Origin of the sequence: Pelosinus sp. UFO1, assembly GCF_000725345.1 — a bacterium.
In the GTDB taxonomy this organism is placed as follows: domain Bacteria; phylum Bacillota; class Negativicutes; order DSM-13327; family DSM-13327; genus Pelosinus.
In genome coordinates, this window is record NZ_CP008852.1 from 2,163,932 (window position 1) to 2,182,237 (window position 18,306).

Genomic DNA, 18,306 nt, shown 5'->3' on the forward strand with positions numbered 1-18,306 from the left:
GGAACTTTGAAATGAATAAAGGACGTATTTTTAGTGGCATGCAGCCATCAGGTAAATTTCATTTGGGAAATTATATGGGTGCATTAGAAAACTGGGTAAAATTACAACATGAATATGAGTGTTTTTTTAGTATAGTTGATTGGCATGCCTTAACCTCCTCCTTCGAGGACACGAGTAAGATTCCAGAACGTATTCACGAAATGGCTTTAGATTGGCTAAGTGCTGGTCTTGATCCAGAGCGTAACGTTATTTTTGTACAATCACATGTAAAAGAACATGCAGAACTACATCTATTATTATCCATGATGACTCCATTATCTTGGCTAGAACGGGTACCTACTTATAAAGATAAATTACAGCAATTGGGTGTACAAGGAAAGGATATAAATACCTACGGCTTTTTAGGATACCCAGAGTTAATGACTGCAGATATCATTTTATATAAAGCAAATATAGTTCCTGTAGGGGAAGATCAAATTCCACATTTAGAGTTGTCACGCGAAATAGTACGGCGATTTAATAATTTATACCAACCTGTTTTTCCCGAACCTCAAGCTAGCTTAAGTCGGGCTGCTGTTTTACCAGGTATTGACGGGAGAAAGATGAGTAAATCTTATGGGAATGAAATTCCTTTTGCGGCTAGTCCTGATGAACTTAGGGCTAGGGTTCGTCTAATGGTAACGGATCCTCAGCGGGTCAAAAGAACAGATCTAGGGAATCCTGATGTATGTACCGTTTACACTTTTCATAAGATTTTCAACAAAGAACAGTCTGCTGAAATTGCTCAATCTTGCCGGCAAGCAACATTAGGGTGTGTAGACTGTAAAAAATGTTTAGCAGAGAAGATGGTTACTAATTTGGCCGATATGCATGTACGCCGTCAAGAGTTAGAAGCTAATCCAGGGCGGGTTAAAGAAATTTTAGTTTATGGTGGCGAAAGGGCAAGAAAAGTTGCTGCGAAGACAATGGAAGAAGTTCGCCAAGTCATGAACCTTGCTTAAGTATGTCGGAATATAAAATTAAATTAGAAGTTTTTGAAGGCCCAATGGACCTATTAATGCATTTGATTGAAAAAAATCAAATTGACATTTATGATATACCTATTGCAATAGTAACGGAGCAATACTTAGGATATCTTAAATCCTTAGAGATGTTTAATATTGATGTTGCTAGTGAGTTTTTACTCATGGCAGCAACTTTATTACAAATAAAGTCGCGTATGTTATTACCACGAAAACCACAGACCATTGAAATAGATGAGGAAGAAGACCCACGTCAAGAACTTGTTGATCGGTTATTAGAATATCGCAAGTTTAAGGAAATGTCTGCGGTGATGGAAAACATGTTACGGCAGCGAGAACATTTCTTCACCCGTTTACCAGAAGAATTCCCAGTGAAGATCCCATTACCTGAAGGATTGAATATTAATGATTTGGTAGTAGCATTTGCTGCGGTATGGGAAAGTAGTATTGATGATTATGAACTTGTTTCTCGTGAGGAATTTAGTGTGCAGGATAAGATGTATGATATTATCCACTTATTATATAAATACAAGGGAAAATTAGAATTTAGTCAGACTCTAATTCGTAAAGGAACTAAATCCGAGGTAATCGCCTCCTTCTTAGCATTACTAGAATTAGTGAAATTGCAAAGGGTGATCATTGCTCAGCAAGAACGCTTTGGAGCCATCAATATTACATTGAAAGAGTGAAGAATTAATGTTTTACTTACAATATAAAAAGCATGTAGAAGCTCTACTTTTTGTTAGTGGCGATCCAATCTCTACACATAAAATGGCACAAATTCTTGAAATCCCCGAGGAACATATTAATTTATTGGTTGAACAGCTAATACAAGATATGGCTGAAGATAGCCGTGGATTGACGATTGTTAAAGTTGCTGCTGGTTACCAGCTTTGCACTAAACCTGAATTATCTTCTATATTAGAAAGGTTAGGGCAAGTTCAAGATAATAAGTTATCCGCTGCTGCTATGGAAACCTTATCAATTATCGCTTTTAAACAGCCAATTACAAAGCTAGAAATTGAAAGTATCCGTGGTGTGAAGATTGATAGAGTGTTAGCTACATTAAATGAGCGGCAAATGATAAAAGAAATAGGACGTAAAGAAGCTATTGGAAGACCCATTTTATATGGAACAACCGAGACGTTTTTAAAATGTTTTGGTTTAAATGGCCTACAAGATTTACCTCCTTTAATCGAACTTCTACCGTAAACAGCCCCTAGGGGCTGTTTTTTTGTATATGTATCTATTCTTAGGTTAACACTAAGAAGACGTAAAGAATAATAGTAAGGGAGCAACAAGAGTGGAACTTTGGTTAATGTTACTAATCGCTATTATAATAATTAGTTTGCTACTTTTTTTTAGTAAGATATATATAGATATTAAATATAAGCGTAATGGTAAGAATGATTATATTAAGGTAGATGTTTCTATGTTAAAAAGATTGTTAGTCTATCAGATGGAAGTTCCGATTGTAGAAGTAGACGATAATAAGAGTCCCTTTTTAATTCAATCTGTATTAAAAACTGCTAACGCTAGCGATGAAGTATATAAAAAAAAGGAAAAACGCCTTATAGATAAGATGGCAAAGTTATATAGTAAGCGGCCGAGTAAATTAAAGCATGCTATTCACCAAATTAATTATTTCACTCATTTGTATTCCAAGGCTATTGATAAGATCCTTAGATTAATAGTTTGTGAAAAATTTTACTGGAAAACTGCCTATGGGGCAGAGGATGCTGCCCTAACAGGAATCATGGCAGGATTATTATGGACAGGGCAAACATTTTTGATCACTCAATTTAAAAGACGTATTACTTTACTTGGTAAACCGGTTATTATGTTACATCCTATATTTGGATGTAATCAGTGCGAGGTAGATTTTCAATGTATATTCAGCATAAGACTTGGTAATGTTATAAAAGCAATTAGGAGTATATATGCTATTAAAAATGAAAAGGAGAAATAAAAGTGTCTGAACATCCAATTCAAGGGCTAATGAAAACAGCTATGGAAAGTATTAAAGATATGGTAGATGTAAATACAATTGTTGGTGATGCTGTTGAAACTCCGGACGGAACTATCATTATACCAATTTCTCGAGTATCCTTTGGTTTTGCAGCTGGAGGAGGCAATTGTGAACCCGAAAACATAGAGGAGTCTAAAGCCGCTATTTCATTTGGTGGTGGTAGTGGTGCAGGAGTAAGCGTAAAGCCAGTAGGCTTTTTAGTCTGCTCAGCAGTGCATGGCGTTCGCTTTATGCCGGTAGAAGGGAATGTTATTTATGATAGATTAATAGATTTGGTACCTAAGGTATTGACTAAGATTCAAGAAATGCTAGAAAACACGAAGAGTGATAGTATGGATGATATGGATGAATTAGCGGAAACTGCTGAAACACAAGGTAAGTAATTGTTTATTCAATTGCTTCACCTCAAATCAAGTTTATTTTAGTAAAGAAGTAGTAACATATACTACTAAGTAAAAAACCGCACATTATAGTGCGGTTTTTTACTTAGTAGGTAGTATCTTATTGTAATTGATCTAATTTTTCTTTAATTTGGGTTGCATGTAACGCTTCTGCTTCTGCAAAGTGACTGTACATCTTAGAAACATCTGCATTTTTAATCTGTTTAGCAAAGGTTTGGTAATCGCGCACTAACTCTTGTTTGCGCGTTAACGTATTGCGTAAAGCAGTTGTCATATCTAGTGATTCCATAAATTCACCCCCTTTACTTTATCGAGAAGGCATTAAATTAAAACAAAGAATTAATTATTTTAATTAATGCGAACTATATAGTATTATTTCCTACTACTATCGTAAAAATGTATCTTTGTTTTGACGATTAGACAGAACATCGTTATAATATAAAAGAGTTGTTTTAACCATCATTCAAGAAAGGGAAAAATTCATGATTAAACAAAAGAAAGTAATCGCATCCATTGTTGTTTTTATGTTTGTATCAGTTATTACAACAACTGTTGGCTTTGCGTCTACCAATTCTCCTAATGTTACAGCGAAGGCAGCTATTGTTATGGATGCAGCTACAGGCAAGGTTTTGTACAGTAAAAATGCTGAGGAACGTAAATATCCTGCCAGTACTACAAAAATGATGAGTTTAATTGTTGCTCTTGAACATGGTAATCTTGATGATCTAGTCACTACAAGTGCCAATGCTGCTAGTACTGAGGGATCCTCTCTCTGGTTAACGCAAGGAGAAAGTTTAAAAATGATTGACCTGTTGTATGGCATTATGCTTATATCAGGGAATGATGCCACTGTGGCTGTCGCAGAACATATTTCAGGATCGGTAGAAAACTTTGCTAAATTAATGACAGAGAAAGCACATGCGATTGGAGCTAAGGACACCCATTTTGCTAATTCTAGTGGTTTACCTGATCCAAATCATTATAGTACTGCGCATGATTTAGCACGAATTGCAGCATATGGTTATAAAAATCCCTTGTTTACCCAAATTGTAAGTACTGAGCATAAAGTGATTCCTTGGCCAGGTAAAGGATTTGATCGTGATTTATACAATGAAAATAAAATGCTTTGGTTTTATGAAGGGGGCAACGGTGTAAAAACAGGTTATACCGATGTTGCTGGACGTTGTTTGGTCTCAGGTGCTAAGCGTAATAATATACAACTAGTTGCAGTAGTTTTGGATAGTGAAACCATGTGGGACGATTCAAAAGCCTTGTTAGATTTTGCATTTGCTCAGATAAAATCAGAAAAAATGTTTGAGCAGGGCGATATATTAAATACCATTAAAGTACTAAATGGCAAGTCGGAAGTAGTGAGATTGTTAGCTGATACTAGTATCTCTGTTCCTGTCTCAGAATCAGATAAAGATGCATTTCATACAATCGTTGACGCGCCCAGTAAAATGGAAGCTCCAATAGTAAAAGGACAAAAACTTGGTACCGCTAGAGTCCTTTATAATAATACCGAAATTGCTACTATTGATCTAGTTGCAGAAGAAAGTGTCGAACGTAAATCTTTCTTTGGCACGCTATTTACATCTGCTTGGAGTATCTTTACATTTTTCATTAAGAATTTTGCCTAAAGTGAGATAAGATCTCACTTTTTTATTTTAATTAAATTGTTCTAGTGATAACAGGTACATCATACCTTCATAAGGGGTGATGTATATGATTAATTTAATCTGGCTATTATTGCTGGTGGCAGGTATACTATATGCCGGTTGGCAGGGTAGAATAGAAGTGGTAACACAAGGTGCAATTAGCGCGGCGGAAGGAGCAGTAGGATTATCTTTTAAGTTAATTGGGATTATGTGCTTATGGCTAGGCATTATGAAAATTGCTGAATTAGCAGGTATTGTAAACTTTATTTCACGACTATTGGGCCCGGTCATTCGTTTTCTATTTCCTAGTGTACCAAAGAATCATCCAGCTATGGGAGCAATTATTATGACTCTTAGTGCGAATATGCTAGGCCTTGGTAATGCAGTTACGCCACTTGGTATAAAAGCAATGCAAGAATTACAACAACTTAATAAAGAAAAAGATACAGCCTCACCTGCTATGTGTACACTATTAGCATTATGTACAGCAGGATTTACATTGGTGCCTGCTACCATTATCGCAATTCGATCTGCTGCAGGATCAGTTAATCCAACTGAAATTATTGGTGCAACGTTAATCGTGAGTTTTATTGCCACTATTAGTGTGATCATTGCTGATCGCCTTTGCCGAATTTATTATCAATGTCGTGTAAGGAGGTAGACGGATGTTTATCCTACTCTCCGAGCACTTATCTGTTTGGGTGATACCCATCATTTTATTACTGGTTCCAACAATTGCCTACTTTCGCCATGTAAAGGTATATGAAGCTTTTGTAGAAGGCGCATCTGAAGGATTTTACACTGCAATTCGAATTATGCCCTTTTTGGTAGCCATGATGGTTGCAATAAATATTTTTAGGTTATCAGGTGCAATGGATCTAGTAGTAGAGGCTATAAATCCGGTTTTAACATTTTGTGGCGTTCCACCGGAGCTAGTACCATTGGCTATCATGCGCCCGCTATCAGGTACGGGAGCATTAGGTTTAACTACTGAAATATTAAATACCTATGGACCCGATTCTATGCTTGGTCGAATTGCTTCTACTGTCTTAGGAAGTACAGATACAACTTTTTATATATTAACGGTATATTTTGGTGCGATTGGTATAAGTAATCCACGTTATTCAGTTTTGGTTGGTTTACTTGGTGATCTGATCGGCTTTTGGGGCTCTATCTATATATGCCAACATTTATTCTAGTGCTTATAGATGTTACCGATCTTATGCTATTTCTTATAGAAGGATAAAGTAGGTATAAAAAAGGATGATTATGTAATCATCCTTTTTTATTTGCTATTTAAGTGTCACTTATCGTTGAAGAGAATAGACTGTAGTGTGATAGCAGAATGTATGGGGGGATGTTTATGGTAAAGGTTGTAGTAATTGGAGGAGGATGGGCAGGATGCGCTGCAGCATTGTCAGCAGCTAAAACTGGAGCCCATGTGCTTTTATTGGAGCGTACTGATTTGCTATTGGGCACTGGTCTAGTAGGAGGTATATTCCGTAATAATGGAAGATATACAGCAGCAGAAGAAGCCATTGCTATGGGGGGCGGAGATGTATTTGTTGCTATGGATGCTAATACTAAACATAAAGGTTTCTCATTCCCAGGACATAAACATGCTTCTACATATGACGTAACAACAATGGAACCGTTGGTTAAAAAAATATTACAAAACTATGGTATTGAAATTAGGACTTATACTCGAGTAGTTGATGTAGTAAAACTTGGCAAGAAGATTCAGGCCTTAGTTGTAAATGACGGAGCCGAAATAGACGGTGATGTATTTATTGATGCAACTGGCACGGCGGGATCTATGGGGAATTGTCTTAAATATGGTAACGGGTGCGCCATGTGTGTATTACGTTGTCCCGCATTTGGCCCACGAGTAAGCGTTACAGCGAAAGCAGAAGTAAAAGAAATAATGGGAAGAAAAGCGGATGGATCCTTTGGCGCAATGAGTGGGTCTTGTAAGCTAGGTAAAGATTCAATTAATAAGGAAATCAGAGACCAATTAGATAGGGAAGGCGTCGTAGTATTACCACTACCAGAAAAACTGCAAAAAGGCAGTTCGTTAGGTAAAAAAGCATGCACTCAATATGCCTTACCTGAATATGCAGCTAACCTTGTGTTGCTAGATACTGGCCATGTAAAACTAATGACACCCTTCTTTTCCATAGAAGATTTACGAAAGGTTCCTGGTTTGGAACAAGCTCGTTATGAAGATCCTTATGCAGGGAGTGTAGGTAACTCGGTAAGGTATTTGGGAATGGCACCTTGCTCAAGTTCTTTAAAGGTTGAAGGTGTGGAAAATCTGTTTTGTTGTGGTGAAAAATCAGCAATTCTTGTAGGTCATACGGAAGCTATCGTCACTGGTTTACTAGCAGGTAATAATGCTGTAGCATAGTACACAAAAAGCGATGCCTCTCAAAATTTAATAAAGATATTATTTGCCTTATCTATCGTGACGCTATGGACAAAGCTCAATACTATTTGTCGTCGTTCTTCTTTGGTTGCACCGTCCCAAATCATATCAAAGTTCGTTAATATATTAAATATCTCTTTTGCTGTAGCAACTTGGCTGGTATTTACTTTCATGATTTTATCGTATTCAAGTATTTTACCTTCGAGATAAGCACGGTGCTCATGCAAATCTTTAATTCGATTAACTAGGTCATCTGCTGAAATAATTTCTTTTTCAAAGGCATCATACCATTTATCTAATTTTTTCTTAATTCCATCTAATTCTCTTACTGCCTGCGTTTGGGATTTTGTAATATGTTCATTTGCAGTATCTTTTAGAAGTTTATCCATAGTATTTTTTAAAATTATTGGATCCTGTTTATACTCATGTAAAGATTTAATGACAGCCATTTCGATCTCAGACGCACGCTTATGTCCACATTTGCAATTCACATCACGAATCATAGATTTTGAAGATCGATCTTGTGAGTAACAAGTATAATAGTCAACTTTCTCCACTGGATTCCTAGGATTCTTCCATACTTTTTTCATTCGCATCCTAGCACCACACTCACCACAATATATGATTCCTGTTAAAAGACCTGACTCGGCGTTTGGGGTGTAACTACTTCTTATTGCTTTAATTTTTTGTGCAGTATAAAATTCTTCCTCTTGGATGATAGCAGGGTGTTCCCCTTTATTCATATTTCCTTTATGCTCCACAAATCCTGCGTAGAATGCATTTCTAAGGATAGCCCTTATAGTACCTCTTGACCACTGGTTTGCGGTGCTTGGTGTTGGAGTATGACGTTCATTAAGAGCATCAGCAATATGTTGATACCCTTTGCCACTATTAAGATATTCTGAAAAGATAAAGCGAACTGTTTCAGCCTCCATTTCATTGATTTCTAATTTTCGAGTGTCGCGATTAAATTTGTACCCTAGCGCAATAGGGCCTCCCATAAAACGACCTTGCTTTGCAGCTTCCTTTTTCCCCTCGCGTACACGCTCTACGATTGTTTCTCTTTCCAATTGAGCAAAAACGGCCATCATACCAATAGCAGCCTTACCAAATGGGGTAGTAGTATCAAATGGTTCAGATACAGATTTAAATCCAACAAAGGAAGGTTCAAAAACGTCTTCAAGTAGATATAAAACATCTTTTTGCCGACGCGATAGCCGGTCAAGCTTGATAACTATAACGGCTCCGATTTTTTGTTCTTTTACATCCGCTATCAATCGTTGCATTGCGGGCCTATTAAGATTTTTGCCACTGTACCCATCATCAATATATAAGTCATATAAATTCCAGCCCTGTGATTGGCAGTAAGCGATGATACGCGATTTCTGTGATGGAAGTGAGACTCCATGTTCTGCTTGTTCATCGGTACTGACACGCAGATATCCAGCTGCTGAGATTATCATAATATCCTCCTAGATATATATGTTGGATACAGATCATTTCTGTTTTAGTAGTAGTGAGCTTTAATAGATATAGTCTTCATTCCTTTAGTTAATACCTATAAGGTACGCAATTAAATATATTCTTCATATCATTCATTAATTAAAAAAACTTTCTAAGTTTAATAGATTTGATTCTATTTTCGCAGGAAGTGATATTTTATTTACAGATGATACAAACGTTTAAGATAAATGAGAACTATATCACTTAACAGCGAGAAATAATCTTGTGCATGAATTGTAAATCCTAATCTATCTCTAGAATGTTATTGTTATAATTTTCACAAAAACAGTTATCTTTGTTTTTTAGTGACATATATATATGGATATAAGGAAAATTAATAGAAAGGTGGGAATGTATATGTGGGAAAGACAAGTTGATTTGGAACGAATTGTGGAAATTCGGACTAAGACTATAGTGTATTTTGGTGTGGGCGCGATTACTAAGATAACCGAAATTGCGATCATTTTAGCTAAACAGGGGATTAATAAGGTTCTCGTAGTTACTGGTAAGGGGTCACATATCAAGTCTGGTGCTTGGGTACATGTGGAACAGGCCTTTTCTTTTGCTGGTATCGCACCAGTATTATACAGTAAGATCACTCCCAATCCGACGGTTGATCAAGTTGATGAAGCAACACAGGTAGCAATGGAGTTTGGAGCACAAGCTGTTATTGCTATTGGTGGTGGCAGCCCGATTGATGCAGGTAAGAGTGTGGCTGTTTTATTAGCTAACCAAGGTAAAACAGCACGTGAACTGTACGAATTTGCTTTTGTACCTGAAAAAGCAGTTCCGATTATCACCATTAATTTAACCCACGGAACAGGGACTGAGGCTGATCGTTTTGCAGTTGTCAGTATACCTGAGAAGGAATATAAGCCGGCTATTGCCTATGACTGCTTGTATCCTATGTACTCTATCGATGATCCAGCCCTCATGACTACTTTGCCAGCTGATCAGACAGCCTATGTATCAATTGATGCTATCAATCATGTTGTCGAGGCGGCTACCACAAAATTGGGCAACCCTTTTGCCATCAGCTTAGCTCGAGAAACAATTCGCTTAGTTGCCCATTACCTTCCATTAGCTCAGCATAATCCGAAGGATCTGGAAGCCCGCTATTATTTGCTGTACGCTTCCATGATCGCTGGTGTTGCCTTCGATAATGGACTTTTACATTTTACGCATGCCATGGAACATCCTCTTAGTGGCATGAAACCAGATTTGGCCCATGGTTCAGGACTAGGAATTCTACTGCCAGCAGTAGTGAAACACATTTATCCAGCCAAGGGAGCTATTTTGGCAGATATCCTAGCACCTTTACTACCTGGAATCAAAGGTACGCCAGAAGAAGCACATTCTGCTTACATCGGCTTAAAGCAATGGCTTAAGGCACTCGGCATAAAGGAAAACTTGCGTGAGGAAGGATTTGTAGATGGTGATGTGGCTCGTCTGACAGATTTAGCTTTTGAAACTCCTAGCTTGGGGTTACTACTCAGCATGGCACCAATTGAGGCCAGCCGGAAGACGGTTGCTGCTATTTATGCAGATTCTCTATAAAAAAATGCCTCAAGGATTCTGGAGCGAATCCTTGTAGGCATTTTGTATGTTTACTATTACGACTATAGATAATGATAGTAAATTCTGCTGCTTCCTATTCAAATTATATTTATCAGATACCTTCAGCATATTATATTGAAGCGCTGGAAGATTCAGATGTATTAGTCATTATACAAATTATATGACTTATATTGATAGTGAGCCACTATTTTTGTCATTACAAGACGATACACAGAATACATTTATTATATAAAAGAAGAGAGAAGCTTACTTTAATATGATACTTAACAACGTTGCCGTGATATTATTGAGAACATTTAGATATCTATTCTAAAGTAAAACAAAAGCATGTTGCATCTTACTTAGGGGCTTCTCCTGAAACATTAAGCCTACTTAAGAAAAAATGGTAAAAAGCACTTTTTATCATCATATCTATTAATAATTACATTTATTCGGAAAAATTCTACAAGGATTCAAATGCGAATTTTTTGACAGGATAATCATCGATAAAATACGATTGACACAAATTAACTAATTTGCTAGAATATTCGTAATAGTAAAATAATGCATAGGGATGATGGTTATAGGGAGAGATCGCTAAATGCGGCGCCGAAGGAGCAAGAACTTTGTCAAACTCTCAGGCAAAAAGGACCGTAACCGGACTATACTCTGGAGAGCACGCCTTGTGTAAAGGCGTCACCGATGGGGAGCCTATTTAGGCAAAACTCTCAGGTACAACAGACAGAGACAAAGGAGGATTCGTCCGCCTTTGTCTCTGTCTTTATTTTTTTTAAAACCAAGCAGAAAGGGGAGATGGATTATGGCAGCATCAAAAAAGACGCCTCTATATGAGACACATTTAGAGTACGGTGGAAAGATTGTTGAATTTGGAGGTTGGCTACTGCCAGTACAGTATACTGGGATTTTGGAGGAACATCGAGCAGTTAGAGAAAAGGCTGGCTTATTCGATGTTTCACATATGGGGGAGGTACTTGTCAAGGGGCCTGATGCCTTTGCATTTGTACAAAAATTAGTAACGAATGATGTATCTCGCCTTGCTAATCATAAAATACAGTATACGCCCATGTGTTATCAGGATGGTGGTACTGTTGATGATTTGCTTATTTATAAGCAGGGTGAAGAAGAATATTTATTAGTTATTAATGCGGCTAATATTGAGAAAGATTGGCAGTGGATGCAGGAAAATAAGGGAGGCTTTCATACAGAATTAATCAATTTATCCGATCACACAGCGCAGCTAGCCTTGCAAGGTCCCCTAGCTCAGGCTATTCTTAGCCAATTGACAGATGTAGCTTTAGAAAATCTAGAGTATTATTGGTTTTTACCAAAAGTAATGGTGGCAGGCAAGGAGACGCTAGTATCTAGAACTGGTTATACTGGCGAAGATGGATTTGAAATTTACTGTCGTCCAGAGGATGCAGCATCATTGTGGAATTCTATAATGACCGCAGGTAAGTCTTATGGGCTGTTACCTGCAGGTCTAGGCTGTAGAGATACTCTGCGTTTTGAAGCTTGCCTGCCACTCTATGGGCATGAATTATCCAAGGAGATTTCCCCCTTAGAAGCAGGGATTGGTATGTTTGTGAAGCTGGATAAAGGTGACTTTATTGGTTGTGCTGCTTTAGCAGAGCAAAAGAAAAATGGCGTAAAACGTAAAATTGTAGGTTTTGTTATAACTGGACGAGGGATTGCTCGGCCTGAATATCCTGTAATGGCACAAGGGCGATGCATTGGGACAGTAACCACAGGAACCTATTCGCCAAGTTTGGATAAGAATATCGGTCTTGCTTTAGTAGAAGCCGAATTTGCTATAATTGGACAGCAATTTGATATAGAAATTCGTGGTAAGAAGGTAGCTGCTCAAGTAATTCCTAAACCATTTTATAGAAGAAAGGGGAAATAAAAATGAAAACTCCAGTAGAATTAAAGTATTCACGCGACCATGAATGGGTAAAAATTGAGGGAACTCGTGCAAGGGTGGGTATTACCGATTATGCTCAGTCTCAGCTTGGTGATGTAGTGTTTGTTGAGGTGCCTACAGTGGACAGTAAGATAGCTGTAGGGGCGAGTTTTTCAGTGGTAGAGTCAGTGAAAGCAGTATCTGATATTTATGCACCTATTGGTGGTGTGATTGTGGAAGTAAATGAGACGCTTACTGATGCACCAGAAATTATGAATGAAGATCCTTACGGCGAGGGTTGGCTGGTAGTCATCGAAATAGCCGATCCAGCAGACTTGAACCAACTACTTAGTAGTGACGAGTATGAAAAATTAATAGCTGAGGGAGGTCATTAAAATGGGGTGGAGCTATTTACCTCATACTTACGAAGACCGACGTGCCATGCTTGCTGCCATTGGTGTAGAGAAAGTGGAAGATCTTTTTAATGATATTCCAACCCATCTATTATTTAATCGCCCACTACAGTTACCTGCTCCCATGTCGGAGCTGAATTTGATAAACTACCTTCATAAATTAGCTGGGGTAAATGCTAATCTCCAGGAATATACTTGTTTTCTAGGTGCAGGGGCTTATGATCACTACATACCAAGTGTGATTGACCATGTAATAAGACGTTCTGAGTTTTATACAGCTTACACTCAATATCAGCCAGAGATCTCCCAAGGATACTTGCAAGCATTATGGGAATACCAAAGTATGATCTGCCAGTTAACAGGGATGGAAGTCTCCAATGCTTCCATGTATGACGGTGGTACCGCCTTAGCCGAGGCGGCAATGATGGCATGTAACGTCACAGATCGCAGTGAAGTGCTGGTAGTAAGCACAGTGCATCCTCATTACCGCACTGTGCTCACTACGTACGGAACGGATTGGGGATATAAAACAACAGAGATTGGTTATACAGATGGTACTGTGAATAGGGAAGAACTCACACAATTAATGAGCAAAAATATCGCTGCTGTCATCATTCAATCACCTAATTTTTTCGGGTGTATTGAAGATATAAAAAAAATTGCTGACCTTACTCATGCAGAGGGAGCATTGCTTATCGTAGCTGGCGATCCTATTTCCTTAGGTATTTTAGAAGCACCTGGTGTACTTGGTGCCGATATCGTAGTTGGTGAAGGCCAGTCTATGGGATTAGCAACTGCTTTTGGTGGTCCTTATCTGGGTTTTTTTGCTGCTAATGAGAAACTGATGCGCAAGATGCCTGGTCGTATTGTGGGGCAGACCGTGGACCATGATGGTAATCGAGGATTCGTGTTAACTTTACAGGCAAGGGAACAGCATATACGTAGGGAAAAGGCGACTTCAAATATCTGCTCCAATGAAGCTTTGTGCGCCTTAACAGCTGCTGTATATTTGAGTGCTGTTGGTAAAGAGGGTCTGCGTCAGGTAGCCGAATTATCACTGCAAAAATCTCACTACGCATGCCGTGAGCTGACAAAACTAGAAGGATTCACCTCTGTATTTGGGGCAAGTTATTTTAAAGAATTTATTATACGTTGTCCAAAATCCATCGCTCAAATCAATGAAGAATTACTACAGGAAAAAATGATTGGTGGATTGGACCTTGGTATTTATTATCCAGAACTTAAAAACTGCATGCTATTGTGTGTAACAGAAAACAGGACGCAGGACGATATTAACCAATTGGTAAAGAAATTGGGGGCGATAGTATGAGAAAAACTAAATCCTTGATTTTTGAAATAGGGAAAGAAGGTCGCTGTGCCATAGATATGTCAAAATGTGATGTACCAGAAGAAGCCATTACATCACTAATACCCCGAGAATTCTTACGAAAAAATCCTGCGGCCCTGCCAGAAGTCAGTCAACTAGATTTAATGCGTCATTATACAGAACTGTCTGAACGGAATTTTGGTGTAGATTCAGGCTTTTATCCATTAGGTTCGTGCACCATGAAGTATAACCCAAAAGTGAATGAAGATATCGCCCGTTATCCTGGATTTGCTTTATTGCATCCTTTGCAGCAGCCTGAAACAGTGCAGGGCGCCTTAGAACTGTTATATAACATGGAACAGTATCTTGCTGAGATTGCAGGAATGGATGCTGTTACCATGCAGCCAGTTGCAGGTGCTCATGGTGAATTGACCGGATTAAAGCTGATTCGGGCCTATCATCGGCGCAATGGGGAAGCGCGAAACAAAGTTATCGTGCCTGACTCGGCTCATGGCACCAATCCTGCATCAGCTGCCGTATGTGGGATGGAAATCGTGGAAATAAAATCAAATGAAGATGGATCTATCAATTTAGAAGCACTCCGCAGAGCAGTAGGACCAGATACGGCTGCCCTCATGTTGACTAATCCAAGCACCTTGGGATTGTTCGAAACCAATATTCAAGAAATTGCTAGCATTGTCCATAATGCGGGTGGACTGTTATATTATGATGGGGCTAATGCCAATGCCATTTTGGGGATTGTTAGGCCTGGAGATATGGGCTTTGATGTTGTCCATTTTAATCTTCATAAGACCTTCGGTACACCACATGGGGGTGGTGGTCCAGGCTCAGGACCTGTAGGTGTAAAGCGTAGCCTTGCCCCATTTTTACCTACCCCTGTGCTCACTTTTGATGGAAGTAAATATGACCTAGATCATAATCGTCCACTGTCTATTGGCAAGGTACATTCTTTCTATGGTAATTTTGGGATTATTGTTCGTGCCTACGCTTATATCCGTGCTTTAGGTCCAGATGGATTGCGCCAAGCCAGTCAAGATGCTGTAATGAATGCCAATTACTGTTTGACCCAGTTGCGGCAACAGTACCATGCTCCTTTTACTCGTTTTTGTATGCATGAATGTATCTTAACATCCAAGGAACAAACTCAATATGGCATTCGAACGCTAGATATTGCCAAACGACTACTGGATTATGGTTATCATCCACCCACCATATATTTCCCTATGATTGTAGAAGAAGCACTCATGATTGAACCAACGGATACAGAAAGCAAGGAAACCTTAGATGGATTTATTGCTGTAATGAGAAAAATTGCGCAGGAGGCCAAAGAAGACCAGTCCCTAATTAAGAGTGCTCCCAGTACTACAGTAGTTGGGCGTTTAGATGAAACTTTGGCCGCTCGCAAACCGGTTGTAAGATGGAAAGAATAATTTGTTTTACATACCCCAAGAATACCAAATCCATCAGTGTCACAGAAAATCGCTGTGAACAAAATTGCGCTCATTGTGGTGGTCATTATCTTAAATACATGTTGCCAATCTCTGCTATGCAGGAGAGCAACGCCACTAGCTTTTTGATTAGCGGCGGCTGTAAAGCTGACGGGACCGTTCCTATTGGTCAGCATATTTCTGAACTGAGAGCCTTAAAACGAGGAAGGCTTTATAATCTTCATGTGGGATTGATAGATAAGGCTGAAATTGTAGAAATCGCTGAGATTGCTGACTGTATTTCTTTTGATTTTGTTGGTGATGATGAGACCATTCGTGAAGTATTTGGTATAGAACGGACAGTAAGTGATTATATCCATTGTTATAAAGAATTACGTCAAAAAGTTAAGGTAATGCCCCATATTTGCATTGGTCTACATGCTGGCGAGATCAGAGGCGAATATCAAGCAGTGGAACTTTTGCAGGAGCTCGGTATGGATGCATTAACATTTATTATTTTTACACCAACTCGTGGGACTCGTTATGCAGATTGTTTGCCCCCAAAGATGGAGGAGGTAGTAAAACTATTAACGTGGGCTCGTCAGGTATGTCCCTCGATACCCATTCACTTAGGTTGTATGCGTCCTGGTGGACATTATCGTAGTGAAATTGATCAATGGGCGGTTAAAATCGGTATGGATACGATTGTGAATCCTACGCCTAAAGCTGTGGCACTAGCAAAAAAATTAGGCATGTCTATCTTATGGACTGAGGAGTGCTGCGTACTATGAACCTTTGGAAACTTTCTGCAGGTACAGCCTGCGTAATTGGCAAAAAGAAAATTAAAGCGGATGTTCTGCCTACTACTGCTTATATTATGCTCGGGGAAAGGTGCAAAAACAACTGTCAATTTTGTGCCCAGTCACGGGACAGTGAGGCCAGGGTAAACCTGCTTTCCAGGGTAACTTGGCCAGTTTTTCCGAAGGAAGAAGCTGCCGCCGGAATCAGAGATACTTATAAAGCAGGAGCAATAAAGCGAGCTTGTTTGCAGGTGGTATACAGCGCAAATAGTTGGGATACTACTGTTAATGCACTTGAATTATTACATGTTAGCAGTGCGGTTCCTATCTGCGTATCCAGTCATCTAGAAACAGTAAAGCAGGCGAGAGAACTTGTATCAAGAGGCGCAGAAAGGGTTTGTATTGCTCTAGATGCCGCTACGCCAGAGTTATACGAGAAGGTGAAAAACGGCCAGTGGGCTTCCAAGTGGAGCCTCTTACTAGAGTGCACACTGGCATTGCCGGGCCTTGTTACCACGCATCTCATCGTAGGATTAGGAGAAAGTGAAGAGGATATGGTGAGTCGAATGGCGGCCTGTATTGATAAAGGAATCAGAATTGGCTTATTTGCCTTTACGCCTATACGTGGGACCCCTTGGGCACATCTGAATGCGCCAACAATTGCTCACTATCGGCGCATTCAGATTGCTCATCATCTGCTTAGGAACGGGTATAAGCAGGATATCATTGGCTACCAGGATGGGATCATTTCCGAGTTTAATGTACCCGAGGTTGAGTTATTAAGGATATTAGAAGACGGTCAAGCTTTTCAAACAAGTGGCTGTGATGATTGTAATCGTCCTTACTATAATGAGCGTCCTGGCGGTCTTATGTATAATTATCCTCGCCGCCTTACTTCTTTAGAAGTTACTAAGGCCATTGAGGAGTGCGAGATTGTTAGGGGAGAATATGATGAACTGGCGACTAATTAACAGTGGGTTCGCTGATGCCGCAATAAATATGGCTGTTGATGAAGCCATATTACTGGCACATAGCGCTGGTAAAGTTCCGCCCACACTCAGGTTCTATGGCTGGCAACCTGCAGCAGTTAGTCTAGGATATTTTCAAAGGGCGATGTCTGAAATTGATTTTGATCAATGTAAAGAGCGTAACATTGACGTGGTACGCAGATTAACTGGAGGTAGAGCAGTTCTGCATGATGCCGAGCTCACCTATAGCATTGTGGTCCAGGAAGATGACCCTCTAATCCCTAAAACCATTACGGCATCTTATCGCTATTTTAGCAACGGTTTATTAGTTGGTCTTAGGGAACTTGGTATACAGGCACAAATGACTGTGCCTGCAGCGGCTTATGGGCAGAGGAAAAAACAACCTGCGTCAGCGGCTTGCTTTGATGCTCCTTCTCATTATGAAGTTACAGTAGAAGGGCGAAAGCTGGCGGGAAGTGCCCAGGTACGTAAGAATGGCGTTATTTTACAGCATGGATCGTTACTATTGCGGTTTTTCGCTGAGCAGTTTGTAGAGTTACTGCGGCTGCCATCAGTAGAAAAACGCCAGCAGACAGCTCAAATGTTAAAGGGGAGAGCTACAGCGATTGAAGATGTGTTAGGAAGAACCGTAACGTGGCAAGAAGTGTATCATCCCATGCCCGAGGCTTTTGGGGCGGCTCTAGGCATCAAGCTAGTGAGTGGAGAACTTACAGAAGAAGAAAAGAGAGTAAGTAAAGAGTTGGCGTCAACAAAATATAGTCAGGACTTCTGGAAAATGCTTCGTTAGCTGTGGCAACAATACCAAGGGAGGGA

At 39.4% G+C, this 18,306-nt stretch carries 19 protein-coding genes and 1 riboswitch; of the genes, 17 read left to right on the forward strand and 2 right to left on the reverse strand.

What is annotated here, in order from left to right; translation table 11 throughout:
• Window positions 1-11: 11 nt before the first annotated feature.
• The 5 genes from trpS (at window position 12) to ytfJ (ending at window position 3,434) form a co-directional block, all read left to right on the forward strand.
• A complete protein-coding gene (trpS, locus tag UFO1_RS10020) occupies window positions 12-1,001 on the forward strand; it encodes a tryptophan--tRNA ligase (RefSeq protein WP_038670430.1) in 990 nt (329 codons plus the stop codon).
• Between the two features lie 2 nt (window positions 1,002-1,003).
• On the forward strand, window positions 1,004-1,711 hold the full coding sequence (locus UFO1_RS10025; protein WP_038670431.1) for a ScpA family protein: 708 nt from the start codon (window positions 1,004-1,006) through the stop codon (window positions 1,709-1,711).
• Window positions 1,712-1,718: 7 nt separating this feature from the next.
• Window positions 1,719-2,234, forward strand: a complete 516-nt coding sequence (gene scpB, locus UFO1_RS10030) for an SMC-Scp complex subunit ScpB (protein WP_038670433.1) — start codon at window positions 1,719-1,721, stop codon at window positions 2,232-2,234.
• 91 nt (window positions 2,235-2,325) lie between these two features.
• Window positions 2,326-2,991: a DUF2953 domain-containing protein gene (locus tag UFO1_RS10035; protein WP_038670435.1), complete on the forward strand. Its 666-nt coding sequence runs from the start codon at window positions 2,326-2,328 to the stop codon at window positions 2,989-2,991.
• Window positions 2,992-2,993: 2 nt separating this feature from the next.
• Window positions 2,994-3,434, forward strand: coding sequence for a GerW family sporulation protein (ytfJ, locus tag UFO1_RS10040; protein WP_038670437.1), 441 nt, complete (start codon window positions 2,994-2,996; stop codon window positions 3,432-3,434).
• 118 nt (window positions 3,435-3,552) lie between these two features.
• Here the strand turns inward: ytfJ and UFO1_RS10045 are convergent, their stop codons facing one another.
• Complete coding sequence (locus UFO1_RS10045; RefSeq protein WP_038670439.1) at window positions 3,553-3,741, reverse strand: hypothetical protein; 189 nt, start codon at window positions 3,739-3,741, stop codon at window positions 3,553-3,555.
• Window positions 3,742-3,934: 193 nt separating this feature from the next.
• On the opposite strand from UFO1_RS10045, the gene UFO1_RS10050 reads away from it, so the two are divergent.
• From UFO1_RS10050 to UFO1_RS10065, 4 genes are all read left to right on the forward strand, one after another.
• Entirely contained in the window at window positions 3,935-5,092 is a 1,158-nt protein-coding gene (locus tag UFO1_RS10050) for a D-alanyl-D-alanine carboxypeptidase family protein (protein ID WP_038670440.1), read from the forward strand.
• A gap of 85 nt (window positions 5,093-5,177) precedes the next feature.
• Entirely contained in the window at window positions 5,178-5,771 is a 594-nt protein-coding gene (locus UFO1_RS10055; RefSeq protein WP_038670442.1) for a nucleoside recognition domain-containing protein, read from the forward strand.
• Window positions 5,772-5,775: 4 nt separating this feature from the next.
• Window positions 5,776-6,309: a spore maturation protein gene (locus UFO1_RS10060; RefSeq protein WP_038670444.1), complete on the forward strand. Its 534-nt coding sequence runs from the start codon at window positions 5,776-5,778 to the stop codon at window positions 6,307-6,309.
• A 164-nt stretch (window positions 6,310-6,473) separates the two neighbouring features.
• Complete coding sequence (locus UFO1_RS10065) at window positions 6,474-7,517, forward strand: FAD-dependent oxidoreductase (RefSeq protein WP_236639371.1); 1,044 nt, start codon at window positions 6,474-6,476, stop codon at window positions 7,515-7,517.
• 20 nt (window positions 7,518-7,537) lie between these two features.
• On the opposite strand, the gene UFO1_RS24045 is transcribed toward UFO1_RS10065, so the two are convergent.
• Entirely contained in the window at window positions 7,538-8,998 is a 1,461-nt protein-coding gene (locus UFO1_RS24045) for a recombinase family protein (protein WP_051788887.1), read from the reverse strand.
• A 397-nt stretch (window positions 8,999-9,395) separates the two neighbouring features.
• On the opposite strand from UFO1_RS24045, the gene UFO1_RS10075 reads away from it, so the two are divergent.
• From UFO1_RS10075 to UFO1_RS10110, 8 genes are all read left to right on the forward strand, one after another.
• Window positions 9,396-10,595, forward strand: coding sequence for an iron-containing alcohol dehydrogenase (locus UFO1_RS10075; RefSeq protein ID WP_038670446.1), 1,200 nt, complete (start codon window positions 9,396-9,398; stop codon window positions 10,593-10,595).
• 575 nt (window positions 10,596-11,170) lie between these two features.
• Window positions 11,171-11,258, forward strand: a riboswitch (glycine riboswitch).
• A gap of 157 nt (window positions 11,259-11,415) precedes the next feature.
• The gene (gcvT, locus tag UFO1_RS10080) at window positions 11,416-12,519 is read left to right on the forward strand and encodes a glycine cleavage system aminomethyltransferase GcvT (protein ID WP_038670448.1); all 1,104 of its coding nucleotides are present in this window, start codon (window positions 11,416-11,418) and stop codon (window positions 12,517-12,519) included.
• Window positions 12,520-12,521: 2 nt separating this feature from the next.
• Window positions 12,522-12,911 (forward strand): glycine cleavage system protein GcvH, encoded by a 390-nt coding sequence (gene gcvH / locus UFO1_RS10085; protein ID WP_038670450.1) that lies wholly within the window; start codon window positions 12,522-12,524, stop codon window positions 12,909-12,911.
• 1 nt (window position 12,912) lies between these two features.
• Entirely contained in the window at window positions 12,913-14,259 is a 1,347-nt protein-coding gene (gcvPA, locus tag UFO1_RS10090) for an aminomethyl-transferring glycine dehydrogenase subunit GcvPA (protein WP_038670452.1), read from the forward strand.
• On the forward strand, window positions 14,256-15,707 hold the full coding sequence (gene gcvPB / locus UFO1_RS10095) for an aminomethyl-transferring glycine dehydrogenase subunit GcvPB (protein WP_038670453.1): 1,452 nt from the start codon (window positions 14,256-14,258) through the stop codon (window positions 15,705-15,707). The genes gcvPA and gcvPB overlap by 4 nt, the downstream gene beginning before the upstream one ends.
• Complete coding sequence (locus tag UFO1_RS10100; protein ID WP_038670455.1) at window positions 15,695-16,495, forward strand: radical SAM protein; 801 nt, start codon at window positions 15,695-15,697, stop codon at window positions 16,493-16,495. Before gcvPB ends, UFO1_RS10100 begins: the two co-directional genes overlap by 13 nt.
• Window positions 16,492-17,475 carry a radical SAM protein gene (locus UFO1_RS10105; RefSeq protein WP_038670457.1) on the forward strand — a complete coding sequence of 328 codons (984 nt, stop codon included), beginning with the start codon at window positions 16,492-16,494 and terminating at the stop codon, window positions 17,473-17,475. The genes UFO1_RS10100 and UFO1_RS10105 overlap by 4 nt, the downstream gene beginning before the upstream one ends.
• Window positions 17,453-18,280 (forward strand): biotin/lipoate A/B protein ligase family protein, encoded by an 828-nt coding sequence (locus UFO1_RS10110; protein ID WP_236639372.1) that lies wholly within the window; start codon window positions 17,453-17,455, stop codon window positions 18,278-18,280. The genes UFO1_RS10105 and UFO1_RS10110 overlap by 23 nt, the downstream gene beginning before the upstream one ends.
• The last annotated feature ends 26 nt before the right edge of the window (window positions 18,281-18,306 follow it).

Coding starts and splice junctions, on each gene's coding strand:
- trpS (WP_038670430.1), top strand. CDS start 12: ATGAATAAAGGACGTATTTTTAGTGGCATGCAGCCATCAGGTAAATTT.
- UFO1_RS10025 (WP_038670431.1), top strand. CDS start 1,004: ATGTCGGAATATAAAATTAAATTAGAAGTTTTTGAAGGCCCAATGGAC.
- scpB (WP_038670433.1), top strand. CDS start 1,719: ATGTTTTACTTACAATATAAAAAGCATGTAGAAGCTCTACTTTTTGTT.
- UFO1_RS10045 (WP_038670439.1), bottom strand. CDS start 3,741: ATGGAATCACTAGATATGACAACTGCTTTACGCAATACGTTAACGCGC.
- UFO1_RS10050 (WP_038670440.1), top strand. CDS start 3,935: ATGATTAAACAAAAGAAAGTAATCGCATCCATTGTTGTTTTTATGTTT.
- UFO1_RS10055 (WP_038670442.1), top strand. CDS start 5,178: ATGATTAATTTAATCTGGCTATTATTGCTGGTGGCAGGTATACTATAT.
- UFO1_RS10060 (WP_038670444.1), top strand. CDS start 5,776: ATGTTTATCCTACTCTCCGAGCACTTATCTGTTTGGGTGATACCCATC.
- UFO1_RS10065 (WP_236639371.1), top strand. CDS start 6,474: ATGGTAAAGGTTGTAGTAATTGGAGGAGGATGGGCAGGATGCGCTGCA.
- UFO1_RS24045 (WP_051788887.1), bottom strand. CDS start 8,998: ATGATAATCTCAGCAGCTGGATATCTGCGTGTCAGTACCGATGAACAA.
- UFO1_RS10075 (WP_038670446.1), top strand. CDS start 9,396: ATGTGGGAAAGACAAGTTGATTTGGAACGAATTGTGGAAATTCGGACT.
- gcvT (WP_038670448.1), top strand. CDS start 11,416: ATGGCAGCATCAAAAAAGACGCCTCTATATGAGACACATTTAGAGTAC.
- gcvH (WP_038670450.1), top strand. CDS start 12,522: ATGAAAACTCCAGTAGAATTAAAGTATTCACGCGACCATGAATGGGTA.
- gcvPA (WP_038670452.1), top strand. CDS start 12,913: ATGGGGTGGAGCTATTTACCTCATACTTACGAAGACCGACGTGCCATG.
- gcvPB (WP_038670453.1), top strand. CDS start 14,256: ATGAGAAAAACTAAATCCTTGATTTTTGAAATAGGGAAAGAAGGTCGC.
- UFO1_RS10100 (WP_038670455.1), top strand. CDS start 15,695: ATGGAAAGAATAATTTGTTTTACATACCCCAAGAATACCAAATCCATC.
- UFO1_RS10105 (WP_038670457.1), top strand. CDS start 16,492: ATGAACCTTTGGAAACTTTCTGCAGGTACAGCCTGCGTAATTGGCAAA.
- UFO1_RS10110 (WP_236639372.1), top strand. CDS start 17,453: ATGATGAACTGGCGACTAATTAACAGTGGGTTCGCTGATGCCGCAATA.